19 protein-coding genes are annotated in these 24879 nt (G+C 59.3%); 7 read left to right on the top strand and 12 right to left on the bottom strand.

Going from position 1 to position 24879, the window contains the following annotated elements:
* Positions 1-151: 151 nt before the first annotated feature.
* A complete protein-coding gene (locus ACERJA_RS15485; protein WP_373609149.1) occupies positions 152-1777 on the top strand; it encodes an alkaline phosphatase family protein in 1626 nt (541 codons plus the stop codon).
* A 2-nt stretch (positions 1778-1779) separates the two neighbouring features.
* The gene (locus ACERJA_RS15480; protein ID WP_373609148.1) at positions 1780-2790 is read left to right on the top strand and encodes a lipid II:glycine glycyltransferase FemX; all 1011 of its coding nucleotides are present in this window, start codon (positions 1780-1782) and stop codon (positions 2788-2790) included.
* Between the two features lie 8 nt (positions 2791-2798).
* Here ACERJA_RS15480 and ACERJA_RS15475 read toward each other — a convergent pair whose 3' ends face one another.
* The 3 genes from ACERJA_RS15475 to glmS form a co-directional block, all read right to left on the bottom strand.
* Entirely contained in the window at positions 2799-3059 is a 261-nt protein-coding gene (locus ACERJA_RS15475) for a helix-turn-helix domain-containing protein (protein ID WP_006067304.1), read from the bottom strand.
* 560 nt (positions 3060-3619) lie between these two features.
* Positions 3620-3829 (bottom strand): hypothetical protein, encoded by a 210-nt coding sequence (locus ACERJA_RS15470; protein ID WP_049889953.1) that lies wholly within the window; start codon positions 3827-3829, stop codon positions 3620-3622.
* A 501-nt stretch (positions 3830-4330) separates the two neighbouring features.
* A complete protein-coding gene (gene glmS / locus ACERJA_RS15465) occupies positions 4331-6145 on the bottom strand; it encodes a glutamine--fructose-6-phosphate transaminase (isomerizing) (RefSeq protein WP_373609147.1) in 1815 nt (604 codons plus the stop codon).
* Positions 6146-7084: 939 nt separating this feature from the next.
* On the opposite strand from glmS, the gene ACERJA_RS15460 reads away from it, so the two are divergent.
* The 4 genes from ACERJA_RS15460 (at position 7085) to ACERJA_RS15445 (ending at position 11407) form a co-directional block, all read left to right on the top strand.
* Positions 7085-9145: a cation:proton antiporter gene (locus tag ACERJA_RS15460; protein WP_373609146.1), complete on the top strand. Its 2061-nt coding sequence runs from the start codon at positions 7085-7087 to the stop codon at positions 9143-9145.
* 104 nt (positions 9146-9249) lie between these two features.
* On the top strand, positions 9250-9441 hold the full coding sequence (locus ACERJA_RS15455; protein ID WP_373609145.1) for a DUF5786 family protein: 192 nt from the start codon (positions 9250-9252) through the stop codon (positions 9439-9441).
* Positions 9442-9861: 420 nt separating this feature from the next.
* Positions 9862-10899 (top strand): magnesium transporter, encoded by a 1038-nt coding sequence (gene mgtE / locus ACERJA_RS15450; RefSeq protein WP_373609144.1) that lies wholly within the window; start codon positions 9862-9864, stop codon positions 10897-10899.
* A 61-nt stretch (positions 10900-10960) separates the two neighbouring features.
* On the top strand, positions 10961-11407 hold the full coding sequence (locus tag ACERJA_RS15445) for a universal stress protein (protein WP_373609143.1): 447 nt from the start codon (positions 10961-10963) through the stop codon (positions 11405-11407).
* 59 nt (positions 11408-11466) lie between these two features.
* Here the strand turns inward: ACERJA_RS15445 and ACERJA_RS15440 are convergent, their stop codons facing one another.
* The 4 genes from ACERJA_RS15440 to ACERJA_RS15425 all read right to left on the bottom strand — a co-directional run bounded on the left by ACERJA_RS15440 (position 11467) and on the right by ACERJA_RS15425 (position 17525).
* Positions 11467-12177: a helix-turn-helix domain-containing protein gene (locus ACERJA_RS15440; protein ID WP_373609142.1), complete on the bottom strand. Its 711-nt coding sequence runs from the start codon at positions 12175-12177 to the stop codon at positions 11467-11469.
* Positions 12178-12412: 235 nt separating this feature from the next.
* Positions 12413-15595, bottom strand: a complete 3183-nt coding sequence (locus ACERJA_RS15435) for a bacterio-opsin activator domain-containing protein (RefSeq protein ID WP_373609141.1) — start codon at positions 15593-15595, stop codon at positions 12413-12415.
* A 298-nt stretch (positions 15596-15893) separates the two neighbouring features.
* On the bottom strand, positions 15894-16316 hold the full coding sequence (locus tag ACERJA_RS15430; RefSeq protein WP_373609140.1) for a universal stress protein: 423 nt from the start codon (positions 16314-16316) through the stop codon (positions 15894-15896).
* 99 nt (positions 16317-16415) lie between these two features.
* Positions 16416-17525 carry a DUF354 domain-containing protein gene (locus ACERJA_RS15425; protein WP_373609139.1) on the bottom strand — a complete coding sequence of 370 codons (1110 nt, stop codon included), beginning with the start codon at positions 17523-17525 and terminating at the stop codon, positions 16416-16418.
* 227 nt (positions 17526-17752) lie between these two features.
* Between ACERJA_RS15425 and ACERJA_RS15420 the strand changes: the two genes are divergently transcribed.
* Positions 17753-18736 (top strand): glycosyltransferase, encoded by a 984-nt coding sequence (locus tag ACERJA_RS15420; RefSeq protein WP_373609138.1) that lies wholly within the window; start codon positions 17753-17755, stop codon positions 18734-18736.
* Positions 18737-18981: 245 nt separating this feature from the next.
* Here ACERJA_RS15420 and ACERJA_RS15415 read toward each other — a convergent pair whose 3' ends face one another.
* From ACERJA_RS15415 to ACERJA_RS15395, 5 genes are all read right to left on the bottom strand, one after another.
* Entirely contained in the window at positions 18982-20190 is a 1209-nt protein-coding gene (locus ACERJA_RS15415) for an orc1/cdc6 family replication initiation protein (RefSeq protein WP_373609137.1), read from the bottom strand.
* Between the two features lie 319 nt (positions 20191-20509).
* Complete coding sequence (locus ACERJA_RS15410) at positions 20510-21475, bottom strand: NAD-dependent epimerase/dehydratase family protein (protein WP_373609136.1); 966 nt, start codon at positions 21473-21475, stop codon at positions 20510-20512.
* Complete coding sequence (locus ACERJA_RS15405) at positions 21472-22407, bottom strand: DUF362 domain-containing protein (protein WP_373609135.1); 936 nt, start codon at positions 22405-22407, stop codon at positions 21472-21474. Before ACERJA_RS15405 ends, ACERJA_RS15410 begins: the two co-directional genes overlap by 4 nt.
* On the bottom strand, positions 22404-23507 hold the full coding sequence (locus tag ACERJA_RS15400) for a Gfo/Idh/MocA family protein (protein ID WP_373609134.1): 1104 nt from the start codon (positions 23505-23507) through the stop codon (positions 22404-22406). The genes ACERJA_RS15405 and ACERJA_RS15400 overlap by 4 nt, the downstream gene beginning before the upstream one ends.
* Positions 23508-23694: 187 nt before the next feature.
* Positions 23695-24648 carry a polysaccharide deacetylase family protein gene (locus ACERJA_RS15395; protein WP_373609133.1) on the bottom strand — a complete coding sequence of 318 codons (954 nt, stop codon included), beginning with the start codon at positions 24646-24648 and terminating at the stop codon, positions 23695-23697.
* Positions 24649-24879 lie beyond the last annotated feature (231 nt).

Below are 24879 nucleotides of genomic sequence, written 5' to 3'. Positions count from 1 at the left end.
GATTGAGACGATACTAACGTCGCGATTACGAACAGGGATTGCTTACACACCAGATTCGGTTACTGACACGATTTGATGTCATGACTGCAGCCTTCGCCTACAAGAGAAAACAGTCGGATAACAAAATCAGGGTAGGGTGTGGGAGTTCAGTATGAGAGATTCGACCGACGAAACTGACCTTCGCCTCCTCGTTGTCGGGCTCGATGCTGGCTGCCGTTCGATTCTCGAGCCACTGTTCGAGGCGGACGAAATTCCAACGCTCCAGCGGCTGTTCGAGACCGGAACCAGCGGGGGCCTCGAGTCACAGATCCCGCCGTGGACGGCAAGCGCCTGGCCGTCGATGTACACCGGAAAGAACCCGGGAAAACACGGCGTCTTTGATTTCCTCTCGTTCGACGGCTACGACTGGGACGTCGTCAACTCGACCCACGTTCGAGAACGGCCAGTCTGGGAGTTGCTGAGCGAACACGGAATCTCGAGTGTCGTCGTCAACGTCCCTGTCACCCATCCACCGCGAGAGTTCGATGGCGCCCTGATTCCCGGCATGACCGCGCCGGAAGATCCAGCCTGTCACCCCGACGGGATCCTCGAGGACGTCAAGATGGCCTGTGGGGAGTATCACGTCTACCCACAGAGCACTGACGCACCTGATCGATCGATCGAGGGCTACGAACAGACGATCGACCGCCGCGGAGAGGCGTTCCGATACCTGTGTCGACGAGTCGATCCCGGCTTTGGCTTTCTGCAGTTCCAGCAAACCGACACCGTGTTCCACGAACGGCCAGGGGACAAGGAGGCGATTGAAGCCGTCTACCGTTCGGTCGACCGGCAGCTGGCAGAAACCATCGAGGCGACCGATCCAGACAACATTCTGATCGTCAGCGACCACGGGATGGGGAAGGTGACCGGAACGGAGTTTCGGGTCAACGAGTTCCTTCGAGAACGGGGCTACCTCGAGACCAAAAGCGGTGGCGAGGGGATGCCGACCTGGTCGAAATCGTGGGAAAACGACCTCCTCGAGGGCGAAGACGCCGGCAAGCACGACGAAAGCGTCCTCGAGCGGGTGATGAACGTGGCCGCGACGTTCGGAGTCACGACCCAACGGGTTGCAAGCACCCTCGAGACGGTTGGCCTGAAAGAGCCGATCGGGAGTCGCGTGCCAAACGACATGATTCGGGCAGCCAGCGAGCAAGTCGACTTTCCGGAATCGAAGGCGTACATCCGTTCGAAAAGCGAACTGGGCGTCCGGATCAACCTCGAGGGACGGGAGCCAAACGGCCAAGTTCCCGATTCCGAGTACGAGACGGTCCGATCGGAGCTCATCGAGCAGCTGTCAGCCGTTCGAACGCCTGACAGTGAGCCCATGTTCGAAGCTGTCGAACCGCGAGAAGCATACTTCGACGGTACACAGATCGACAACGGACCCGACATTCTGACAGTCCCTGCCGCGTTTAATAATGCGATCGTTGCCGATGTCGGTGTCGAACAGTTCGGCGAACCGATGGAGTCGTGGAATCACAAGCAGACCGGCGTCGTCGCGGCCGCAGGAAATGCGTTCGACGAGACGGCCACCATCGAGGGCGCAACGCTGTTCGACGTCGCCCCAACGATCTGTACGCTGTTCGACGTGCCAGTTGACACCGAGATGGACGGGACAACCCTGCCGGTTATCGATGGAGAGACGGAAGCCGCGTATCCAGCGTACGAGGGCGATCAAATCCGTGCAACCGACGATGCAGCGGTTGAAGACAGACTCTCAGATTTGGGGTATCTCTAACAATGGGTGTCGAGATAACCGTACTCGATCCACAGGCCGATGCTGACGAGTGGAACCGCTACGTCGAGCGATCAGACGGCACCAATCCGTTCCATCGAGCGGAAGCACTGCGACTGCAGGCAGAGGACACCGATTCGACGCTTCACTTACTGGCCGGCTTCAAAGGACAGGAAGCTGTTGGTCTCTTTCCCGTCTTCGAGTACACGAAGGGGCCGATCACCGGCGCGTTCTCACCGGCACCGTTCTCGTGGTCGTGTTACCTCGGGCCATCGCTGTTAAACGTCGACAAACTCAAGCAGCGAAAAGCCGATCGACGAACGAAACAGTTTCTCGAGGGAAGCCTCGAGTGGATCGAAGCGGAGATTTCGCCACAGTATACGAAGTTCGTCGCCGCAGAGTTCGACGACATGCGCCCGTTCACCTGGGCAGGGTACAACGTCGAACCCGGCTACACCTACGTCGTCGATCTCGAGGGTGACGAAGAGGCGCTGTTGAAACGGTTCAGCAGCGATGCCCGGAACAACGTTCGGAATGCCGACGAAGATGCCTACGTCATCGAGGAGGGCACCAACGACGACGTCGAACGGATCGTCGAACAGGTCGCAAAACGCTACGAGAATCAGGGGCAGGCGTTCCAGTTGAGTCCGACGTTTGCACGATCAGTCCATGAAGCGTTGCCTGACGGCGCGATTCGACCCTACGTCTGTCGTGTGGACGGCGAGTTTGTCGGCGGCATCTTGGTCGCCGAATCCGAAACAACCCGCTACCGATGGCAAGGCGGTGTCAAACCCGATACCGAGATCGATCTCCCGATCAACGATCTCCTCGACTGGCACGTCATGCGTGACGGGCTCCACAGTGGGATCGAGACATACGATCTCGTCGGTGCCGGCGTCCCGAGCATCAACCGATACAAGGCGAAGTTCAACCCACGTTTGGAGACCCATTACGAGATCACGTCGGGCTCGTTCGGCCTCGACCTACTGGTCGATCGATATCGGAAACTCCGGTAGCCAAAATATCAGTCAACGATTCGATACTTCGACTGCCGGGCATCCTCGAGAGAGACGCGGCTGGTGACCAGTTCCTCGTTTTCGAGTTTACCGAGCCCGTATCTGACCGTCCGAGAGCAGAGCCGTGACTCCGCGGCGATCTCCTCCTGGGTCATCGGACCCTCGTACTCGAGGACTTTGTAGACGAGTTTCGAACTCGGCGGCAAATCGGTCAGTGACGGACTCGAGTCCGGTTCGTCGACTTCGGTGTCGGGTTCGGTTGCACTCATTGGTTACCCCGCCGGGTTGTGGCGTCGGTTCGCACGGGACGGTGTGTGAGCGTGTGGATGAACCCTGTTGCCAGGAGACGTCTCTCAGTCACGGGTTCGATCAACTCGGTCCGTTGACGACGATACGATACTGAATCCATTACCAAGAGAGTCCAACGCTGGTGACTCATATATACGATACAGACAGTTCAGAAATATAGGGGGCCGCTAACGCGGCCACAAGCGGGGTTCGATCGGCCCCACAGCTGTGGGCGAATGGCTTTCTCAACGCCACGAACGACGCCGACCACCGGATTTCGGTCGTTGAAATGGTTCCGACTCCAACTCGAACTCAGTGACATCGCGTGGCGGACTGTGGTCGGGGGCCACCAGATGACGAACAGGCCACGTCCGTCGCCACCCCTTCTGTTCGGGAACGACTGCTCACTGTGATCGCGATGAAAAATCCGGCTGGATACGACACACCGTGGAGGGGGTCACAGAACCGTCAAGACGGAGCGGTAGTCTGTAGCAGCACAGTAGTTGAACACACGGCAACGGAACATGCACTCGAGAATCAGCTATCGGCGCTCTTTGGGGATGAAATCGGACGTCTTCATCTCACGGTACGTTGCACAGTCAGGACAGGCGTGAACGACGTCACGATTGTCCCCGAAGACACGAGCGAACTGCCGAGTGACCTGATTTCCACAGTTGACACAGCGAGGGGCATTCGTTTGCTGGCCGGACGTCATCGGTGTCCACTTCGTATCGGTAGGTTCCGTCGACATCAACAGTCCGTAGCCACAGAACACTATTTACTATAGACAGCATAATCAAGATAAATACGAATTCAACTGGCCATAAATCACAACTCTCAGCGAAAAATGAGAGTTCGGAAAACAGCAGTGTTATCGCACGACACGCCAGTAATACCGTATTTACATACAGTAACAGATCATTTTATTGGCTGTACGCGGGTGTGTACGCAGTGGGTGGGTATCCACAGCGACACACGAGTGGTGAGTTGCGTTCACCGCCCGTCACTGACACGGTTGCCCTTTATATTCTCTCGAGGTGGGTTCTCCGATGGAGAGAGACTGTTTGAAAGACAGCCGACAGGACGTTTCTCTCCAGGATGAAACCGCTTCGCTCGAGTGTGGGTCATGGGTCGACGGGTGACGATACCGTCTGGACTCGTGTCTACGGGGGTGGTCCGGGTCCGCTAGAATCGATGACTCGCGCTCGACAAAACTGAGGAGGCCACAGCGACGCCGCCGTGGCGGGTTCGGCTACTCGACGGTGACGCTTTTCGCGAGATTACGCGGTTTGTCGATCGGCCGATCCAGGAGGTCGGCAGCGTAGTACGAAACCAACTGGAGCTGAACGTTTGCGAGTAGCCCAGCGAGTGCGGGTTCTGTCTCGGGAATCTCGAGGTGGGCGTCGGCGACGTCGACCGCCCGGTGGCCGTCGGGACAGACTGCGACCACCGGTGCACCACGGGTCTGCGCTTCTTCGGCGTTTTTGAGTGTTTTCTCGTCTTCCTCGCCGGTAAAGACAGCGAAGACCGGTGTGTCAGGCGTCACAAGCGCCAGTGGCCCGTGTTTGAGCTCGCCCGAGGCAAACCCTTCAGCGTGTTCGTAGGTGATCTCTTTGAACTTCAGGGCACCCTCGAGTGCCACTGAAAAGCCGAGGCCGCGCCCGATAAAGAAGTACGACTGGCTGTCCGCGTACTGCTCGGCGATGAGGTCGGCGCCAGAGTCTACGAGCAGGTCGTCGAGCATATCGGGCATCGTGGCCAGTTCTGGCAGGAGCGAGCCGAGATCTGCCGGCGGCTCACCGTGTTGTTCAGCGGCGATACACTGGCCGAGCAGCGTGAGCATGACCGCTTGCGAGGAGAACGTCTTGGTGGCGGCGACGCCGATTTCCGGACCGGCCCGGATAAACACGGCCTCATCAGCCTCTCGAGCGGCGGTCGACCCGACGACGTTCGTGACCGTCACCGTCGTTGCCCCCTCGGCATTGGCCTGCCGAAGTGCGCTCAGCGTATCTGCCGTCTCACCACTCTGAGTGACCGCAATGACCAGCGTGTCGTCGTCAGTCGGCGGCGCCGAGACGCTGTACTCGTTTGCGAGCAGGGCAGTCGACTGAATTCCGGCCTGATTCAGCGCAAGCGAGCCGTACAGCGCAGCATGATAGGACGTGCCACAGGCAATGAGCTGGACACTCCCAACGTCAGTGAACGTCTCCGGGTCGAGATCCGAGAGTGCAATTCGCTCGTTTTCGGGGTCGATTCGTCCCTCGAGAGCCTGTGTCAGCGCCGTCGGCTGCTCGTGGATCTCTTTCAACATGAAGTGGTCGTACTCGCCTTTCCCGGCCTGCTCGGGGTCCCACTCGATCGTTTCGGGTTCCCGGACGACTGGGTTACCTTCGAGGTCAGTAAACTCGACGCCGTCGTTGTCGACGATGACGACGTCGCCATCTTCGAGATAGACCACGCTGTCAGTGTACTCGAGGAACGCTGGGACGTCACTCGCCAGGAAGTACTCGTCGTCTTCCATGCCGACGACCAGTGGCGACCCCTGTCGTGCGGCGTAGAGGACGTGTTCGCCCGACAGCATCGCTGTGACGGCGTAACTTCCCTCGAGTTCGTCGATCGCACGTCGGAACGCCGACTCGTTGTCCATCCCGTCGTCGAGATAATGCTGGATGAGATGGGGAATGACTTCGGTGTCGGTGTCGCTGGTAAACTCGTGGCCGTGGTCTGCGAGCCGAGATTTGAGTTCGACGTAGTTCTCGATGATCCCGTTGTGGACGACAGCAACGTCTTCCGTGCCGTCCGTATGCGGGTGTGCGTTCGCATCAGTTGGCGGCCCGTGGGTACTCCAGCGAGTATGCCCGATGCCGACTTCACCATCGAGCGGCGTGTCACCGATCGATTTTTTCAGTTCGTCGACTTTTCCCGATCGTTTTTGGATGTCGATACCGGAGCCGTTCTGCACGGCGACACCAGCCGAGTCGTACCCACGATATTCGAGATTTTCGAGACCGGTCAGCAGCGGTTCGAGGGCGTTCCCGTCACCGACTCGACCGATAATTCCACACATCGTAATTCACCCACCGTGAGCGTGTTCAGGGACAGGATCCCTGAACGACGTGGCAGTTTCTGAACGTGACCTCGGACGAGCGCGGACTGGAGATCGAACGGTCGCCCATGACTGTTGGAGTTGTTCCATAGGTAGTTGGTCGTCCGTGGCGACTGTTCGAGATGGCAAACGGTGCACGGACATACTACAGACCTTCCCGTCTGCAGTCATTACTATAGACGGACTACTGGAGGCGGTAGTTAGCGGGTAACAGACCGCCACAAAACGAGATCCGTAGTGATCAGTTCACAGGATAGTACTACATTCGAATTAATTTTTGAAGCATCCGTTCAATTTTTGCAACAATTTCTCCGAGAGATCGTTCAAAAGAAGATTAAAAACGGAGTATGTCAACCGAACGGCCATACAACGAGCGAGTATGTCTATTGGAACAAAAAGTATCACCCACCAAACAGCGAGCCTAATCTGGACCGCATCGGTGTGTCGATCACAGTTGCTGTCTGCGGCGCTCTCTTCACCCTGAGCGGTACAGTCGGAAGAGTCGTAAAGCCACGAATCTGAGAGCGGCGACGCCCATTCTGTTCAATATAGTGACAATAAAGTGTGAGTCGTATTCTCGAGATTTCGTGGGAGTGAACTGTGCGTGACTGGGCTCACCATCCCTGCAGCTGAAGCCACTGGACACAACGGAGCGTCGCCTTCGAACACAGAGACGACGGGCATCCGTCGAGTAAAATGGAATTGTACACGTATCCGCATTCAAGGATCCAAATGAGATATTTTATTACCCACCCGTTCATTTTCCGCGATGATTACGCTGTTCCGAGACGAAACTCACCGAATGCTGCCTAAATTGCCGGAACTGTCGCTCACCCTCTCGGTGGCAGCACGACAGTACAGCTATATTGACTGTCACGAACAGAGTGACTCGATCCACCGATGATCACACCACTCGTCGTCGACGGCCTCGAGGTCCCGCTCGACCAGCCGGTGCTGGTCTTTACAGTTGCCATGGCGGTCTTTCTTATCGGCCCCTTGCTGGCCAAACGGCTCGGCCAACCGGGGATCGTCGGTATCGTCGTCTTCGGTGCGATCATCGGCCCTGGTGCGCTCGAATTCGTCGAACACTCGTCGGCGATCGAACTGCTCGGTGAAGTCGGACTGATCTACCTGCTGTTTACTGTGGGGCTCGAACTCGACATTCAGGGGTTCAAAGAGGCACCGGAGAACGCAGCCCTGTTTGGACTTGCAAGTTTCTTTATTCCGTTTCTCGCGGGGACTGTCGCGACGTACACGATTCTCGGACTCGATATCTGGGCAGCACTGTTGCTTTCGTCGGTGTTTGCCTCGCACACGCTGCTCGCGTATCCGATCGTCAACCGACTTGGCGTGACAAAAAACCGAGCCATCACTGCCGTCTTCGGTGGCATTCTCTTTACTGATACACTTGCGCTGGTCGTTCTCGCAATCGTCACCGGTGCCGTCGAAGGGGAACTCACCATCTGGCTGTTTGCTCAGGTCGGCCTCGCAATCGTCGTCCTGTTCGGCAGCGCCTGGTTTATTCTGCCGCCGATTTCACGGTGGTTCTTCCAGAACTTCAGCGAGGAGAGCTACTTCGAGTTCCTGTTCGTGATGGTCGCGATCTTTGCGGCCGCGAGCCTCGCCGAACTCCTCGACCTTGCCGCGATCCTCGGAGCGTTCGTCGCCGGGCTGGCGCTAAATCAGCTCATTCCACAGGGTGGGACCCTGATGAACCGCGTCGAGTTCGTCGGAAACGCCTTCTTCATCCCATTTTTCCTGTTACACGTCGGGATGCTCGTTGATCCGAGCGTGATCCTCGACGGTCCCGAGACGCTACAGCTTACCGCGCTCATCGTCGTCGTCATGCTCCTGACGAAAGGCAGCGCCGCGTGGCTCGTCGCTCAAATACAGGGGTATACCACCAGTGAGCGAAACGCCATTTTCGGACTCTCAACCGGGCAAGCAGCCGCCGCACTGGCGATTACGCTTATCGGGTTCGAGGAAGGACTGTTCGGCGCAGAAATCCTCAACGCCGTCGTCTTACTACTGCTCGTGACCGCGCTCCTAAGCCCGTGGCTAACCGAACGGGCAGCGACGAAGATCGCACTCGAGCGTGAAACTGGTGAGGGAGACGACAGTACAAAAGACCCCAATATCCTGTTGCCGCTGTCACACAACGCCGAACTCCAGCAACGCCTGCTCGAACTCGCGTTCGTCATCAAAGGTGATCGTGGCTCCGAACCAGTTCACCTGATGACCGTCGTCCAGCCCGACAGCAAGCAGTCGACCGAAACACAGGTCGCGGAAGTCAACAACGAACTCGAGGAGCTCGCTGCGATCGGAAGCGCTGCAGAGGTTCCCATCGAAACCGAGACGCGTGTCAACCACAACGTCGCGTCCGGGATCGTACAGGGGTCGGTCGAGGTCGAAGCCAACCAGATCATCATGGGATGGGACGCAGCCGAGACGTTCCGCCACCGGGTCTTCGGGAGTATCATCGATCAGGTCCTCAAGCGGACCCCTCTTCCCGTGTTAATCTCCCGACTTGGCCATCCGATCAATACGACCAAACGGATCGTCGTGGTCGTCCCGATCGGTGCCGACCATCACGAAGGGTTCTACGAAGCCGTCCACATCGTCAAACGGATCGCTGCCAGTCTGGGTGCGGAGCTGAACGTTATTGTCGTCGAAGGATCGGCCCACCAGTTCGAACAGCTATTCGAACTCGTCGAGGAAGACGCCACAGCCGAGTTCGACGAACTCAGCGACTGGGGGCAGCTTCTGCCGACGCTCGAGGCCGAAACCGGCGACGATGATCTCATCGTCGCAATCGCACCACGACGTGGCGATGTTGGCTGGCACGAGGAACTCGAGGATCTACCGAGACGGCTGGCCGAGATGCCGCCGGAGTCGTTCATCACGATTCACCCACGTCAGGGTGAACCGGAGTACGACCGCCAGTATCTGCGGCTCAAGTGAGACGGCGTTGGGTGCCAGCCCGGATGAGTGACCGTCTCATGCATCGAATCCACAGAGACGGACTGAACCGGCACACCTTTAGGACTCACTAATCAAGGTAACATATGGGTTTTGGTAGCTACGACGAATCCGAACAACAGCAGCAGACGGCCGACGACGACGAAGACGTAGAAGCCGTCAACGTCCACAAAAACGACCACGACGGACAGATGTCCTTCGAATCCGACGCTTCGACCGACGAACTCGTCTCTCAGCTTGGTTCGATGAAAGACGACGACGAAGACGACGACGCGTAACCGGTCAGAAACGGATCACAGCAGTCGGCAGTCTCATCCACCGCGTTACTGGGACAACGCAGTGGAACGGAGGAATTTTGGTTTTTCATTCATCTGTCAGGAAGCGACGGGTCACCAAGTCGCTCTGTGATCCGCGGATCGTTGATCACACCGCTCACGGCAGTTTGACCTCGCAAGGGCGCTGTGTTTCCTTCTCATGGAACATAATATCGTATCAATACTTGTATCAAAGTGCTTTTTTAGAGTAATCTAAATCGAAAGACCGTATGCTGGATACAAATCACAGCAGTCAGTTTGGTGTTAGCACGGCAATCAACGAGAGTCGCCACGAACGCGGGCGCACGCTTGAAGAACTAGTTCTCGACCTTCTCCAGGCAGAGTTTGCAGGTGTTATCCGCTCACACGTCCGAGGTGAAACCTATGGAGGTTGCTAATTCCAACCTCGAGTTCCACGCTGACCGTGTCGATGAAATAACCGACGACGAGTACGTTGCGGTCACTCAGGAGACGTTCATCGGCCACGCTATCGACGAGTTCCGTGACTTCGAGCCTGTCACTGAGGAAACGACTGTCTACTATCTCTACGCCACCGACAACGCGGGTCGCCTCGTCGGCGTCATGTCTCTCCGGGAACTCCTCAACGCTCCGGAGGATGACGTCGTCGAGGATCACATGCAGACTGACCTCGTCACAATCGACGCCGACGCCGATCCGGAGTTTGCTGCCGACGAAATTGCCGAACTAGATTTCCCTGCACTGCCGGTCGTTGACGATGACGACCGTCTCGTTGGTGTCCTCCGAACCGACGACATGATCGATGTCGTCGAGGAGGAAGCCACCGAGGACATTATGAAGAGCGCAGGGTTTTCGTTCGCTGATGTCGAGCAGTCCCGGAGTTCTGCAATCCTCGAGTCGTCAATCCCAAAGATTCTCCGGCTTCGGCTCCCGTGGCTTATCGTTGCACTCGCAGGTGGCTTACTCGCTGGCGGTGTGATCGAGGCCTATGAGGATACACTAGAAGCCGTCGTCGCGCTTGCCTTCTTCGTTCCAGTGATTATGGATATGGGCGGCAACGTCGGTACACAGGCCTCGACGATCTTCGTTCGTGGACTCGCACTCGGTCATATCGACGACCGCAATGCGATGAAATACTTCGCTCGTGAGGGATTGATCGGCCTGCTGATCGGCCTGATCATCGGCGGCATCGGAGCGGGTGCGGCGTACATCTGGCAGATTGACGAGCCGTACGTCTTCGAACTGGCGACCGTCGTCTTCGTCGGCCTCGTCTCGGTCTGTGTCGTCGCATCGGTCGTCGGCTACGTCATCCCGTGGATCATGAACAAGCTCGGGTTTGACCCCGCAGCTGCGTCTGATCCATTGATTACGACAGTCAAGGACGTTACCGCCCTCCTGATTTACTTCGGGCTGGCGGCCGTCCTCCTGTCGGAACTGCTCTGAGAGGAGCTATCGGTTCGTTTGTTGCCTTCGGTTTTAGAGAACGGGGCTTGAAAAGACCCATATGACACAGCACGTTCTTGTCCCTGTCGATGGCTCCAGTCCAGCCCGAAGCGCCGTCGAATACGCAACGGAACAGTTTCCAGACGCACATCTGACGCTGTTGTACGTGATCAATCCAATAGCTGATTACAGTCGTCACCGAGCGTATCCGGGCTACACGCAAGAAGACGAATACAAGAGTGAACGAGAGAAGGGGGAACGCATACTCGAGTCAGTACGGACAGCGATTCCGGACAGTGTTTCTGTTGACACCGAGCTTGAAGCGGGTGATCCGGCTCGAGCGATCCTCCAGTACGCTGATGAGACGGATGTGAACCAGATCGTGATCGGCAGTCATGGCCGGCAGGGACCTGCACGATTCCTGCTCGGCAGTGTCGCTGAGGCAGTTGTTCGACAGTCTGCGGTCCCAGTGACAGTCGTCCGGTCAGACGAGAATCGGAGCCACTGACTGTCACTGTAAAGAGACCAACCGCTCACGAGTCGCCAGTCACCGACTCGAGCCGACCCTCAACACAGCGTCGACGCACAGAGTTCGCCGATTGCACGGCGGAGCCGCTGGGAAACCGCCGACTTCGAGACGCCCAATCGATCCGCCAGTTCGTCCTGTGAAATCCCGCGTGGAACGTCGAAGTATCCCTCCTCGTGAGCGACAGCGAGCAGTTCCTGTTGCTTTTCGGTCAGGGCGACGACGCCGTCGTCGTCGTCGTCCGACAGCCGCAGATGGTCGACCGTCACGGAAATGTCGCGCCCGCGGCAGTAGTCATTGAACGAGACGAGGTCGTCCCGATTCGGGAACTGAAGTTGGACGAGCCAGCCGTCGCGCGAACTCGAGAGGTCGAGCAGTCGGCCACCGGCCGTTGCCGTCTCCGCAATGAACGATACCGCCCGATCGGTCAGCGCGACCCGATAGACGCGCCGGTCAGGGTAGCGGTCGACGAGGATCGGATCGTCGATCGTCGGATCCATCTCGAGGGCTGTCTCGAAGCTATCGAACGAACTCCCATAGACACTACAGAAGACGAGCGTCCGGCCCGTCTCGAGTGTCGTCCAGTATTCGGGTTCGACAGTGACCTCAGGTGCGCGACGCAGAGTCGGTCGCAAGAACAGCGACGAGTGGTCGAGACGGAGTTGGGTAACGATGCCACCATCTGCCTGGGATCGAATTCCCGGCTCTCGGCGGGCTTCCGTACTCTCGATGCTCACAGATTGATCCGCCATCCAGATGGATGACCGCTGTAATATCCTGTTACCGTGAACTCGCTCATTGAACGTCTGATTCGACCGTGGCCATATGGTGGTAGACGCTATACAGGAAACGAACGGGAGCGCACACCGCTATATCTATTCAGCCGTCGTTTGTGCTGACTGTTTTCTGTAGAAAGAAACAACTGGTTAGCAATGGGTTTCAACGCAGGTCGGGACGGTAAGCAGTAACTACCGGGCTCGAACACGGTCACTCACCGCGTTCGGGAGCACGTTCGTCGAACAGCAACTCGAACAGCTTCTGCTGGGCAAGCCGGAGATGGCGACTGAACGTCGGCTGGGAGACACCGAGCGACTCAGCGATCTCTTCGCCAGTGCTCTCGCGGGGCCAGTCGAAAAAACCACCGTAGTACGCCGTCTCGAGGGTCCGGAACTGGCGCTCCGAGAGCCGACTCCGGAGTTCGGCGTCGAACGCACGGGCTGGCTGATCGGATCGATCTCGCTCGCGGCGGGCGAGCAGCTCCGTTCCCGGATGCGTTCGTTCGAGCATCTGGACGAACGATCGGACGTCGACAGTGCTCGAGAGCGCGATCACGAGCCGAGTTCGATCGTCAACTGGCGTTACCGATTGTAACACCCCACCGTGATACGCAAGCGTCTCCGCGACGGACGACTCGTCGAGGACGAGTTCGACCAACGAGTCATCGACACGGTCGCCAATGAACCGGACTGAGTCGACCGCAGCCACCGACTCGACGGCAGTGTCGATCGCTTCCTCACGTATGTCCGGGATCGTACAGAAAACCGTCGATCCACCCGACGATCGGGGGACAACCGCCTGCACGTCGAGTCGCCGCTGCAGTCGATGTGCGATCGTCGACAACGTCTCGGTGTCGTCTCGGAGCACGACCTCGAGTTCGGTGACGCGGTCGGCCAACAGCGCGCGTTTCCGTTCGATCGAAGCGATCGTGGCGCTGGCGACCGCCGCAAGATGCGTACACAGCTGCTGGAGATCCTCGTCAAACGTCGACGGCTGGTCTGCATACAGGGAGAGTGTTCCATAACAGAACTCCTCGGTAACGAGTGGAACGCTCAGAACAGACCGGAACCCCTCTTCGAGCGTCCGTCGTCGCCACGCCTGGTCGATCGGCCCGGACTCGAGTTCGTCGACAACTACCGGCTCGAGCGTTTCGGCTGCGGTCACCGTTGGATGGGCAGGCTCAACGTCACTGTCCATCGGAATCGAGACCGACTCGAGGAACTCGCCGTTCCGGCCGGCCCAGGCGCTCGGCGTGATTCGCTCGGATCCGGTCGCGACATCGCCGACCCAGGCCAGATCGATCGAACCCAGGGGGTCATCGAACTCGAGAGAGACGAGTGCCTCACAGAGTTGCTGTTCGAGTTCGTCGCGGGAGTCGCTGGCGAGAAGCGTTCGTTCGAACGCGTGCAGTTGGCGACAGCGATCGGCAGCAGACTCGAGGCGCTTGAGGGAACCGTGTTGGCGCTGGACCGTCGCCTCTCGCTCGAGTGACTCGAGTGCAGTCGTCGCCGCCCGAGAAACGATCTCGACAGGGGTCTGCTCGAGGGCGTCGAACGCCATCGGGTCGGTACTGGTCGCAAGGAGCAGACCATGGTCGGCGACAAGGATGGCGAGCACCCGATCGGCACGGATACCGGCTCGAGAGAGCACTGGTTCGAGTTCCGACCGGTCGAAGACGATTCCCTCGCCGTTGGTCTCGGTCTCCGTCTCGAGACGCTCGAGCAGGTCGATCCCAGCGCGCTCGATCGGTGGAAGCTCGACAGGTTCGGTGTCGTCTCGAACGGCGACCGCCGCCGGTCTGAGAACAGCCGGTTCGATGAGATACCAGCCGGCGAGGTCAGCCTCGGAACAGGCGACAGTGGCATCGACGGCTGACTCGAACACGGCAGTTCGGCTCTCGGCATCTCGCATGGCTGTGATCGCCTGCTGGAGCGTCGACAGGACAGTGGCTGGCGACCGACGACTGTCACGGACGACACAGAGTGTCTGGTCGCCGGGCAGCGGAGTGACGAACACGTCGACCGGCCGACGGGCAGCGCCGATGACGAGCGATCCCGAAACAGGGTCCATCCATCTGACGACCGGTGACTGTGCTCGCTCGCGTACCGCCGCCGCGAGGTCGTCGTCGAAGACGGTCTCGATCGCACGGCCGACAAGCGGCTCTCCCGCAGCCAGATCGAACAGTGTCGCGTTGGCAAACCGGATCGTCGACCCCTCGAGAACGATGAGTCCGTCCTCGAGCGCATCGACAACTGACTCGAGGAGATCGAACCGCTCCCGATCGACGGCGACGGATTCGGAATCCGGAGACTCGCGTGCGGACACGGTGACACCATCCTCGCTGGGATAGACAGCCACCGCGAGTTGCGTCTCGAGGGGAGGAGGGGTGATCTCGAACTCGACGGTGGTGTTCGTCGTCTTCGCCTCGAGAACGCGTTCGTAGAACTGGCTTCGAACGGAGTCATCGAGGAGATCCCAGACGACGGTTCCCTGCGCTGGGGTCCCCTCCGAGACGAACAACTGGGCCGCAGCTTCGTTGGCGTAGCGAAGCTCCCACTGTGGACCAAGGGTAAAAAACGGCTCCTCGAGTCGATCGAGTGCCGTTCGAACACCGTCAGCCGAGTCGGCCACCGGCACCGCCGAGAGCGTGAGCACGAGCCCTTTGACGAGCGGATCCGCAAATCGGTTGGCCACGGTCAGTTCGTATGCGTGCCACGTCCCGTCGGCGTGGCCGATGCGCACCGAAACGCGTTCGGTCGCCCCGAACGCGGCCGCCGAAACGCGCTCGAGACAGTCGTCGACCAGTTCCTGATCGTCCGGATGGACGAGCTGGGAAAGCGGCGTTCGCTCGAGTTCGTCCGGCGTGTATCCAAGCCGGGACTCGACAGCTACGCTCGCATACTCGATAGCAGCCGTCTCATCGAGCACCCAGACGAGCGCGTCGGATCGCTCGAGAAGCGACTGGCTGTACTGATCGGAACCGCTCTCGAGCCGGAACCGTTCGGCTGCGTTCCGAACCCGTGTCGCGACAAGCGGCCGAGGCGTATCAGACTCGATAACGTCGATCGCACCCGCCTCGAGTGCCTGCTCAAGTTGCGCTTCGTCGACTGGTTCGCTGTCCGCTACGGCGATGATCGGCACCGAACCAGCCCGATCTCGAAGCGCCTCGAGTGTCGACGGATCGGCCTCTGTTGGCTCGAACGGACAGACGACACAGTGGATTTCGAGCTGTCCGAGCCGGTCGACAGCGTTCGAGAGCGTTCGCTCTCTGACAAGTGAGATAGACGCAAGCTGCGAGGAGAGCGCCTCCATCGCTGCGTCGATCGATCGTGAGTCACCGACGACGAGCACTCGAAGCACGTCGCCGACGACGGTCGCGGCTCCGTCGCTCACTGGGTGGCCACCTCCAGCAACGGTCGGGAGCATGGCTGCTCGAGCAGGGACAGCGGCCGCTGGAGGGCCCGCTCAGTCACTGCTCGACTGTTGGATTTCAAGCGACGAACAGCCACGATGACGAGTCGTTTCAGCCCTGACTGGTTAATTATCGATTCCGTATCCTCGAGTAGCACTGGATTACGGTGGGTTCAACCGGCTCATGACGAGTTGGCGAACACACAGGCATCGACCGCCGGCCACAGCTGTGTCCGCCAGCCCTGTTTCGGAAGCGCCACACTCGAGCCGAGCAACGAGATCAGGCCCGATCTCGAACAGTAACGACTGGAACCGGCGCGTTTCGAACGACCTCTTCAGCGACGCTCCCGACGATCAGATGATCGAGCCCGGTGCGGCCATGGGTTCCCATCACGATCATATCGATCGGCTCCGTCTCGGCGACGTCAACGATCTCCTCTTGGGCAACACCGTGGCGAACGATCGTCGTCGACTCGAGTCCGGATCTGGAGACCGCCTGCTCGGCCTCATCAACTGCCTGGGCGGACTCGTCTTCCGGATCAGCGCGCATCTGATCGCGTTTGTCCGAGCTGTGGGGGCCGTCTTCGGAAACCGAGAGGATATGCAGGGTTGCATCGAGCTGAGAAGCGAGTTCGATCGCATGCTCCGTTGCCTGGTCTGCACCTTCGCTCCCGTCGGTTGCGAGTAACAGGTCCTGATACATCGTGTGACTGGATATTCAGTCGAGAGGCGGATACATCCCGGACTTGCCGATGCCGGCTCTTGTGAGTCGTTGACACCCCATCGGTTCCAGCGAACAGGGCTACGGCTGGGTCTGTTTGTGGTGCTCGTGTTGTAACGCCTGTCGCGTCGACGAGCTGAGCTGATCGATCACACCACGTGACTCAGCAACGTCGACCAGCAACTCGGTCAGGTTCACCAGGTCAGTGACGTATGCCTGGCGTCGTCGCTGCCAGCGGGCTGCTGCGCCGTCGTCGGCAAGGATCTCGAGTGCGCGCTCACGAATCGCGGCGTACTCGTCGAACTGCTCGGCAAGCCCAGCGCGCTCGAGTGCCTGAAACTCACCGTACTCGTGATCGTCGGTGCCACGATATCGGAACGCAGGCGTCCCAAGGAGTGCCGCCTCGGTTGCCATCGTCCCCGTATCCGCGACCAGCAACGACGCCTCGGCCATCGCGTCGTGGATCAACGCCGGATGGAGGCTGTACGGACGAGCAGGCAAGTCGCGAAGCTCTATCTCGCCGCCCTCATCCGAGACGAAGACCGTCGCGTGGTCGCTCAGCCGTTGGATCAGATCGCGACGCTGGTGCGGACTGAACCCTTCGAGACCAGCGTCGTGCAGCGCATCGAGCGCGTTGAATCGGACGATAACGTAGGGTTCGTCCGGATCGACGCCGAGGAACTCGCGGACGTTTTCGTCCCGCTCAAACACGTCGGGGTGGAGATACGCACATTCTTTGAATCCATCGAACGTGTAATGATCGTCACCGAGATCGCGGCGGGTGACTGCCGGCGAGAGAATCGTATCTGCAAACGGGCGAGAGACGGTGTGATTGAAATCACCCGGCTCGTCGTCGAGCACGAGCACGACCGGCGTTCGGGTGAGCGTCCCAGCATAGGCGGCGTACGGCCCCCGGCCGAAGATGACGTCCGGATCGAACCGGCGTGCCTCGCGAGCGATGGTGGCAAACTGACCACCGATCTCACGGGCAAACCGGAGTTTCGAGTAGCTCTCAGTCCCGTGGGTGCCGTATATCCGGTACGGCATCCCGAAAAACTCGAGTAAGTCGGTCGTACAGGCGTACTCTCGGGTCAGGACGAGCACGTCGTGGCCCGCGGCCTCGAGCCGGTCGACGGTGTGTCGATACAGATGGACGTGCGCAGGTGTGTTCGCAAAGACGAGGATCCGCATCACGTCAACATAGCTGCCGTCGATGCTTTGTAATCGTATTGCTACGGCCTCTGACGGCTGAAAACCGCGATCTCGAGTGCACTACATGTGCGTGTACGAGAAGAAAACTCACAGCCGATCGGGAACTAACAGACTGTTGTGACAGGTATTCCCGGATTGACTGCGGTGCCAGCGGCGTGCAGCACGGATAACAAAACGGTTCCGTCCCGTCTCTCCGGCAGTTCGAGATGCACGTCCTCACACTCACGACGCACGCCGACGCTCCATTCATGACACAGCAGATGGCCGCGCTCGAGGATCGAGGCGTCTCGTTTTCGACGCTGTCGGTGGCTGGCGAGGTCGACGCCGAGACTGCACGCAGTCCGGCCGATTATCTCCGCACCGTCCCATCGGTCATCAGCGAGGCAGGCAACGGGTACGATCTGATCCACGCCCACTACGGGCTGACGGCACCGATGGCGGTCGCACAGCGCCAGACGCCAGTCGTGTTGTCGCTGTGGGGGTCGGACGTTCACGGTCCCGTCAAACCGATCAGCACCGCGTGTGCGCCGCTGTGTGACGAGGTAATCGTCATGTCCGAAGGGATGCGAACGGAGCTGGGACAGGACTGTCAGGTGATCCCCGACGGCGTCGACCTCGAGCGATTCCAGCCGAAACCGCAGGCTCGAGCCCGCGAAGCCGTCGGCTGGGACGATGTCGGCGACGCCTTCCAGGTGCTCTTTCCGTACCCACCCGAACGGACGGTCAAGAACCACCCACGAGCCGAGCGGATCGTCACTGTGGTCGATAACTTACTCGAGCGACCGGTCGAGCTCCGGACGGTCCACGGCGTCGACCACGACGCAGTATCGGACTACATGAACGCTGCAGACGCGCTGCTGTTGACCTCCGACAGCGAGGGCTCGCCGAACTCGGTGAAAGAAGCGCTCGCCTGTAATCTACCCGTGGTCGCCACCGACGTCGGCGACGTCAGCGAGCGGCTGGCCGGCGTCGAGCCGTCGCGAATCGCAACCAGCGACGAGGAACTGATCGACGGGCTGATCGACGTCCTCCAACGTGAGGAGCGCTCGAACGGCCGCGAGGCTGTCCGCGAGGTCAGTATCGAACGAACCACGGAGCAGTTGCTCGAGGTCTACGAACGGGTTGCGGATGCGGGACGGCCGAAACGAATGACGGCTGCCGTCGACGCAGTCATGCAGCGACATCGCTGACGTGGAATCAGCGTACAGTGTCACGATCATCGGTTGGAACGCGGTGGCGGAGAGACACCACCCGTTCAAACGTTGCTGACGAAAACACGCTTTCGTCTCCTTACCCCACCCCAGACCCCACCGTGTCCAGTGTCTTACGGTCAGACGGTTGCACAACACCCCAGTACGTCCAGTGTCTTTGTACGCAGTAAGGTCGATCCACAACACACGCCACCGTGTCCAATGTCTAGCATCCATCAAATACGCTAACTACGCCGTTTCCGGATTGACTCGGTCACCCCAACCATATCCACTGTCTCATCAAGTGCCTCAAGTAACAGATCGGGATTCGTATCAAGCGAATACTCGTAATATCGTCCGCCGACCTCACCTTTATTCCGCTCTACCCGGCTGGCAATCCCTAACATTGCGAGCTCATTCAGGTGATCTCTCATTCGCCGTGGAACGAGTGAATCAACTGCAGCCCGATCACAGACGATTTTATACCGGTCCTGAATAGCACGTGCACGAGTCGGCGTTTTACCTTCTTCATGTAACATGACTAATGCATACAAAACAAGATGACCTTGTTGGGTGAGGCCAGCAACGCCATCGACAATCCGACTCCGCTCCAGGGCGGCACGTGCCTCATCGACGTGAGCCTCGGTAACTTGATCAGCATCTTGTTCGACAGCGATGTCGCCAGCCTCCATGAGCAAGTCCAGACTCTGGCGAGCGTCGCCAGCATCCCTTGCACCGAATGCTGCGCACTTTGCAATCACTTCTCGGGGAACAACATCCTCATAAAATGCAGTATCAGCACGTTGGCGAAGGATAGTTCGAAGTTCATTGGCGTTGTAGGCAGGGAATTGGAGTTCTTTCTCACAGAGACTGGATTGAACCTTCGAACTTAGACTTTCGCGGAATTTAAAATCATTTGAAATTCCAATGATTCCTACTTTTGCCTCCTTGAGGTTGCCATTCGCTCGCGCTCGTGGAATTTGATACAGAATGGAATCATCCTCAATATGGTCTACTTCGTCGAAAACAATGATGATGGTTCCGCCGATAGAGTCGAGTTCGTCCCAGAGCCATTCGTTCACTTGACGCCGGGGGTACCCAGTCGGTTTCAATCGATTCTCGGAACCACGGAGGTCATTAATCAGTTGAATTGCAACCTGATAACTCGTACTCAAATCTTCACAGTTAGTACGAATAGTCGTGAGATCAACACCGTATTCAACAGCATCTGATTTGAGCTCAGAGAGAAGATAGCGGGTACATGCAGTTTTCCCGACACCGGCTTTGCCATACAAGAATACATTCGCAGGTTGATCTCCGTTGATCACAGGCTGGAGAGCAGCGATATATTGTTGAAGTTCTTCGTCTCGGCCGACGATCTCATCCGGTTGGTAATCCTCTCGAAGAGCATCACGGTGACAGAAGATGTCCGTATCTGGTTGGAACAATCCCATTATGATCGTTATGTTACAATATTCAGCATTTATTATAAAACCATCGCGTCCAGTGTGTCTACTGTCCCCAAAATAACCCTACACCCCCACCCCAGTGTGTCCAGTGTCTACCAGTAGAGCGAGGTAGTCCGCTCTCAACGAACTCCGATCATAGAAAATTTTAATTGGAATGCTACTAGACTAGTCCGAATAGCAGCTATAATTAGTGGTTTGTGTCAACGTTATACCCATCTATCGGCCCACTCTCCAACTACACCTGAAGACACTGGACACACTGGGGTGGGTGTCTGCGGATCGTGCGTAAAACCGCACTGATCGGCTAGTGCTCCGACCGATACCAGTCCATCGTCTCGGGGAGATGGTCCTCGAGTGGCTGGTACTCGTACCCAAGTTCTTCGCTGGCTTTCCTCGAGGAGTAAAACAGCCGCTGGGTCGCAAGCTGGGCCATCTGTCGGTCGAACGGGAACATCCGAACGCCAGCGACAGAGCTCGCGGCTTCGGCAACTGGCCCGGCGGCGTGGATCGCCGTCGCCGGAACGCGGATTCGAGCCGGCGAGCCGTCGGCGGCGTTGGCGATCCGTGAGACGGCCTGGTTGTAGGAGAGGTTCTCGCCGCCGAGGATGTAGTGCTCGCCGTTCGTGCCGTGTTCAGCAGCCGCGAGCAGGCCATCGACGACGTCCGAGACACCGACGATGCTCAGTCCGCCGGGAAGATAGGCAGGCATCGTCGGCTCGAGTCCCATCGACAGCAGTTGGGCGGTAAAGGCCTCGTCACCGGGGCCGAAGATCGACGTTGGGTGAGCGGTGACGGCGTCGCCGTCGGCCTCGGCATACTGGTCGACCAGTTGCTCGGCCTGTGCTTTCGAACGCTGGTAGGCCCCAACAGGGGTCGCAACGTCCGTTTCGTCCGCGACCATCTTCTCATCGGGCGGGCGGCGTGTTCCGGCCGTGCTCGTAAAGACGAGCCGTCCAGCCCCGCGGTCGCGACAGGCCTCGATGACGTTCCGAGTCCCGTCGACGTTGACCCGTTCGACCATCTCGGGGCTGGCGTTCCAGAGGCTGACGCCAGCGAGATGAAAGACTACGTCGACACCGTCGACCAGCGATCGAAGCGTCTCGGCATCGAACAGATCGCCGACGTGCCAGTCGACGCCGTCGAGGTCGCCACGATCAGACGTCGGCCGACTGAGACCGCGAACGTTCCACCCGTCCTCGAGCAAGCGCTCACAGAGCCGCGAGCCGAGAAAGCCCGTCGCGCCGGTGACGGCTGCAGTGTGGCCGGTCATCGGCGTTGCTCCAGTTGTGGTGGGACGGCGTCACCGGCAACCGCCGCGTACAGTCGGTAGGCAGTCGAAACAGCTGGATGGGTGTCATCCGGCGGTGGTAACTCGCCATCAGTGAGCCGGCGTCGGAGTGACGTGAGGTCGACGGATTCACCCGTCACGTTTTCGACGGTGATTGAGGGATCGTCGTCACCGACTGTCTGTCTGCACACCGGATCCGTCTCGGGCGAGCGACCGAACAGTGAGACGCCGAGGGCATCGATCTGGGGTGTCGGTCCCGCAAACAGCGTGTCAGCCGCGACCGGATCGTCGCCGTAGGCGGTCGTCGCATCCAGCAGGGTAAACGCGGGCTCGATGGCCCGTGTTGCGCCAACGGCCGTCTGAGCAGTGTCTGCAACGCTCGTGACGAGTCTCGCAAGCGTTCGCATCCCGCCCGCGACGGAACCGTCACGGGTGGGACGGAGCGTCGGGACGACGATCACAGTGCTCTCGAGGAGTCGCTCCGGGACAGACACCGAGAGCTGCTGGTCTGCAACCGAGACGACGCGGTCCCGTCGGGACTCGTCGGCGAGGTCGACGAGTTCGACACCGAACCGCTCGAGGACGGACGGATAGCCCAGATAGCTGGCAGCGCGATCGAACGCGATGTTGTCGTCGGTCGCCCCGGCGACGGTGATGTCGGCCCCGGTCTGAGCCTGCAACACGGCTGCGGCCGAGCCGACGACGGCGGGGTCGGTAACGATCCCTGTTGACGGATGGAACGGATAGTGGGCGTCGGGGACGAGCGTGATTCGGTCGGTGTCAGAAAGCGAGTCAGCGTACGGCTCGAGGACGGATCGAACCGGCGACTCGAGCGTCGCCAGCCGTCGGTCCATATCGGTCGTCCACCCGCCCCGTCGTTCGGGGAGGTCGACGGTGGCGGCGCGAACGTTCACAGCGTCACCTCCGGCGCCTCGAGCGTGTCGCCCTCGGCCGCTGCAGCCAGTTCGTAGGCGGTCTCGGCGAGTTCGATCGTTCGCCGGCCGTCGGCGCCATCGACCGGTGGCGTCTCGCCCTCACGAACGGCGTCACAGAAGTCAGCCAGCGCGTCGTAATGGGCCTGCAGGTAGAACGTCGGGCCGAAGACGTCCGGCTCACTACCAGTAAAACGGCTCGCAACGTTCGAAAGCGCGGACGTCGCCGCACTCGCATAGAAGTTCTCAGGCAGATGCTCTTGATTGCTTATTGTGCCCGTGATCCCCTCGAGCCGTAATCGCGTATTGACTTCCGGAAGCTGTTCCCACTGGTAGGTCCCACAGTGGAGCGTGATCGTCGTTCCCGTCTCCGGAGCCTGAAGCAACACCGTCGCAGCGTCTTCGGCAGGAATATTCAGACTCTGGCCCATCGTCGCATCCCGAACCTCGAGGTCGCCAAAGAGCCACTCGAGGACGTCGAAACAGTGGACACCGAGTTCGACCAGCGAGCCGCCGCCAGCAGCATCGGGATCAAGCGGCCATTCCGGCGGGGCGTCGTCTGCGGGTGGCCGACCGAGTGGATGGTCGTTGAGCCGCGTAATAGAGGCGTAGGGGACGTGGCCGACAGTGCCATCGTCGTAGTCAGCCTTGACACCCGCCATGTCAGGCTGGTAGCGAAGCGTGTGGTCGACGCCGACGGCGATACCCGCCTCGCGAGCCGTCTCGAGCATCTCGTCGGCTTCGTCAGTCGAGCGGGCAAGCGGTTTCTCGACGAAAACGTCGACACCAGCCTCGGCGGCACGCTCGACAGCGTCAGCGTGGAGAAACGGAGGCAACGCGACCACTGCCGCATCGAGATCCTCTGCATCGAGCAGCGTCGTGTAATCGTCGTACGTTCGGGCCACACCAGCGCGTTCGGCCCGGTCACGATTCGCCGGGAGCGCATCAGCAGCCGCGACGACGTCGACGTCCGGCATCGCAACTGCCGATTTCAGGTGAACCATGCCGATATTCCCGACCCCGAGTACGCCAACGGAGAGCGCACTCGAGTCGGTCCATCGGCCGAGAAGTGTTGGTGGCATCTGCTCCAGAACGGACCGGGAGCGGGCTTTGTTATCGCTTTCATATCCACAAGTGTAGCACGTCCCTTCGTACATTTGCTGTGTGGACTGGTCCCATACGGTCCAACAGACCGAAAGACAGCGTCTGGACACTCCGATCGGTCAAGCAGCGCCCGTGTGCCGAAACCGACGGCATCAGGGGCGAAAATCAGTTCCAGCTCGCTTTCGCCTGCGTGTCGACACGGGTCGGTGTTCCATCGATCCCGCGTGAGTACCGAACCCGTTGTGCCACGTCAGCCATCGTTTCGACCGTCAGGTCAGATTCCGATCGACGACGGTCGAGATACGAGAGGATCGCCCGCATGCGCTGGTCATCCCGTTCGGTCGTCAGGTTGTTCGGATGCAGCCACATGTGGAACGTCTCGTCACTGGTTGCGGCCTCATCGATGCCGCGGCGAGCCAGCGCAACCATCGGATCCGTCCAGATCGACTCCGCAATGCTCCGGGCTGAGCCTTCGAAGCCGAAGAGAAACAGCGACGCTGGCACGTTCACGAGTCCGTATTCATCGATGTAGGGCTCGACCAGCAACGAACGATCACGAACCATCGAGTCGAACACGGCACGGACACCCTCCCGGTTTGGCGTCCAGCCCCGGTATGCGGAGACACCGTACTCCGCGAGGACATCCCGGTGACCAACCTTGTTTCGCGGGTAAATGAACGACTCGAACGAACACCCCCACTCCTCAGCAATCGCCGTACTGCACTCGAGTTCGGCGACAGCCAGTTCCCGATCCGTCTCGGGGTGGCCAAAGAGGACGTGAGAGAACGTATGGCTCGCGAACTCGTGGTCGACATCGGATTCGAGGAGCTCGCTGACGAGGTCGGGACCGAACCGAAGGTCCTCGCGGTCCTGCCACTCGCCGCGTTCGCGTTCGAACCAGCCATCGGGGGCTGGATGCTCGGCATGTCTGCCGTCACAGGAATCGAGCATGAGGTGGCCAACGACGGCCCACGTCGCTGGAATGTCGAACTCCTCGAGCAACTCGAGCATCGCGTTCCAGCCGCGTCGACCAGATTCAACCCGCTCAGTCGGTGGGTCCTCGAGGTCGTGAAACCCCCAGCCAAGCTCAGCATCGAGTGACAGAACGACGCTACCCACGGCGTCCACCACCAGCGGACAGCCATCGCATGTGGCTCATAGATCGATGCTATCCAAGGGACGGTTTTGTTATGGGTTACCTTTCTGTACTGATAGCTTCTGTAACGGCCTATGTAGCCCGACAGTACGACCGACGGAGGCCGTCGTACACTATATCGTGAATTTCGGCAGTAGATCGACTAAATCGACCACTCACCGGCACACAGAGTCATGAAATCTCCCCATAACAAA

The organism is Natronorubrum sp. A-ect3 (genome assembly GCF_041821125.1).
In the GTDB taxonomy this organism is placed as follows: Archaea; Halobacteriota; Halobacteria; order Halobacteriales; family Natrialbaceae; genus Natronorubrum; species Natronorubrum bangense.
The sequence above is the reverse complement of the archived record's forward strand: the minus strand, read 5'-3'. Positions and strand labels throughout refer to the sequence as shown.

What these genes read in the sequence shown, in the direction of transcription:
- ACERJA_RS15485 (WP_373609149.1), top strand. Translation starts at nt 152, where the DNA reads ATGAGAGATTCGACCGACGAAACTGACCTTCGCCTCCTCGTTGTCGGG.
- ACERJA_RS15480 (WP_373609148.1), top strand. Translation starts at nt 1,780, where the DNA reads ATGGGTGTCGAGATAACCGTACTCGATCCACAGGCCGATGCTGACGAG.
- ACERJA_RS15475 (WP_006067304.1), bottom strand. Translation starts at nt 3,059, where the DNA reads ATGAGTGCAACCGAACCCGACACCGAAGTCGACGAACCGGACTCGAGT.
- ACERJA_RS15470 (WP_049889953.1), bottom strand. Translation starts at nt 3,829, where the DNA reads ATGTCGACGGAACCTACCGATACGAAGTGGACACCGATGACGTCCGGC.
- glmS (WP_373609147.1), bottom strand. Translation starts at nt 6,145, where the DNA reads ATGTGTGGAATTATCGGTCGAGTCGGTGACGGGAACGCCCTCGAACCG.
- ACERJA_RS15460 (WP_373609146.1), top strand. Translation starts at nt 7,085, where the DNA reads ATGATCACACCACTCGTCGTCGACGGCCTCGAGGTCCCGCTCGACCAG.
- ACERJA_RS15455 (WP_373609145.1), top strand. Translation starts at nt 9,250, where the DNA reads ATGGGTTTTGGTAGCTACGACGAATCCGAACAACAGCAGCAGACGGCC.
- mgtE (WP_373609144.1), top strand. Translation starts at nt 9,862, where the DNA reads ATGGAGGTTGCTAATTCCAACCTCGAGTTCCACGCTGACCGTGTCGAT.
- ACERJA_RS15445 (WP_373609143.1), top strand. Translation starts at nt 10,961, where the DNA reads ATGACACAGCACGTTCTTGTCCCTGTCGATGGCTCCAGTCCAGCCCGA.
- ACERJA_RS15440 (WP_373609142.1), bottom strand. Translation starts at nt 12,177, where the DNA reads ATGGCGGATCAATCTGTGAGCATCGAGAGTACGGAAGCCCGCCGAGAG.
- ACERJA_RS15430 (WP_373609140.1), bottom strand. Translation starts at nt 16,316, where the DNA reads ATGTATCAGGACCTGTTACTCGCAACCGACGGGAGCGAAGGTGCAGAC.
- ACERJA_RS15425 (WP_373609139.1), bottom strand. Translation starts at nt 17,525, where the DNA reads ATGCGGATCCTCGTCTTTGCGAACACACCTGCGCACGTCCATCTGTAT.
- ACERJA_RS15420 (WP_373609138.1), top strand. Translation starts at nt 17,753, where the DNA reads ATGCACGTCCTCACACTCACGACGCACGCCGACGCTCCATTCATGACA.
- ACERJA_RS15415 (WP_373609137.1), bottom strand. Translation starts at nt 20,190, where the DNA reads ATGGGATTGTTCCAACCAGATACGGACATCTTCTGTCACCGTGATGCT.
- ACERJA_RS15410 (WP_373609136.1), bottom strand. Translation starts at nt 21,475, where the DNA reads ATGACCGGCCACACTGCAGCCGTCACCGGCGCGACGGGCTTTCTCGGC.
- ACERJA_RS15400 (WP_373609134.1), bottom strand. Translation starts at nt 23,507, where the DNA reads ATGCCACCAACACTTCTCGGCCGATGGACCGACTCGAGTGCGCTCTCC.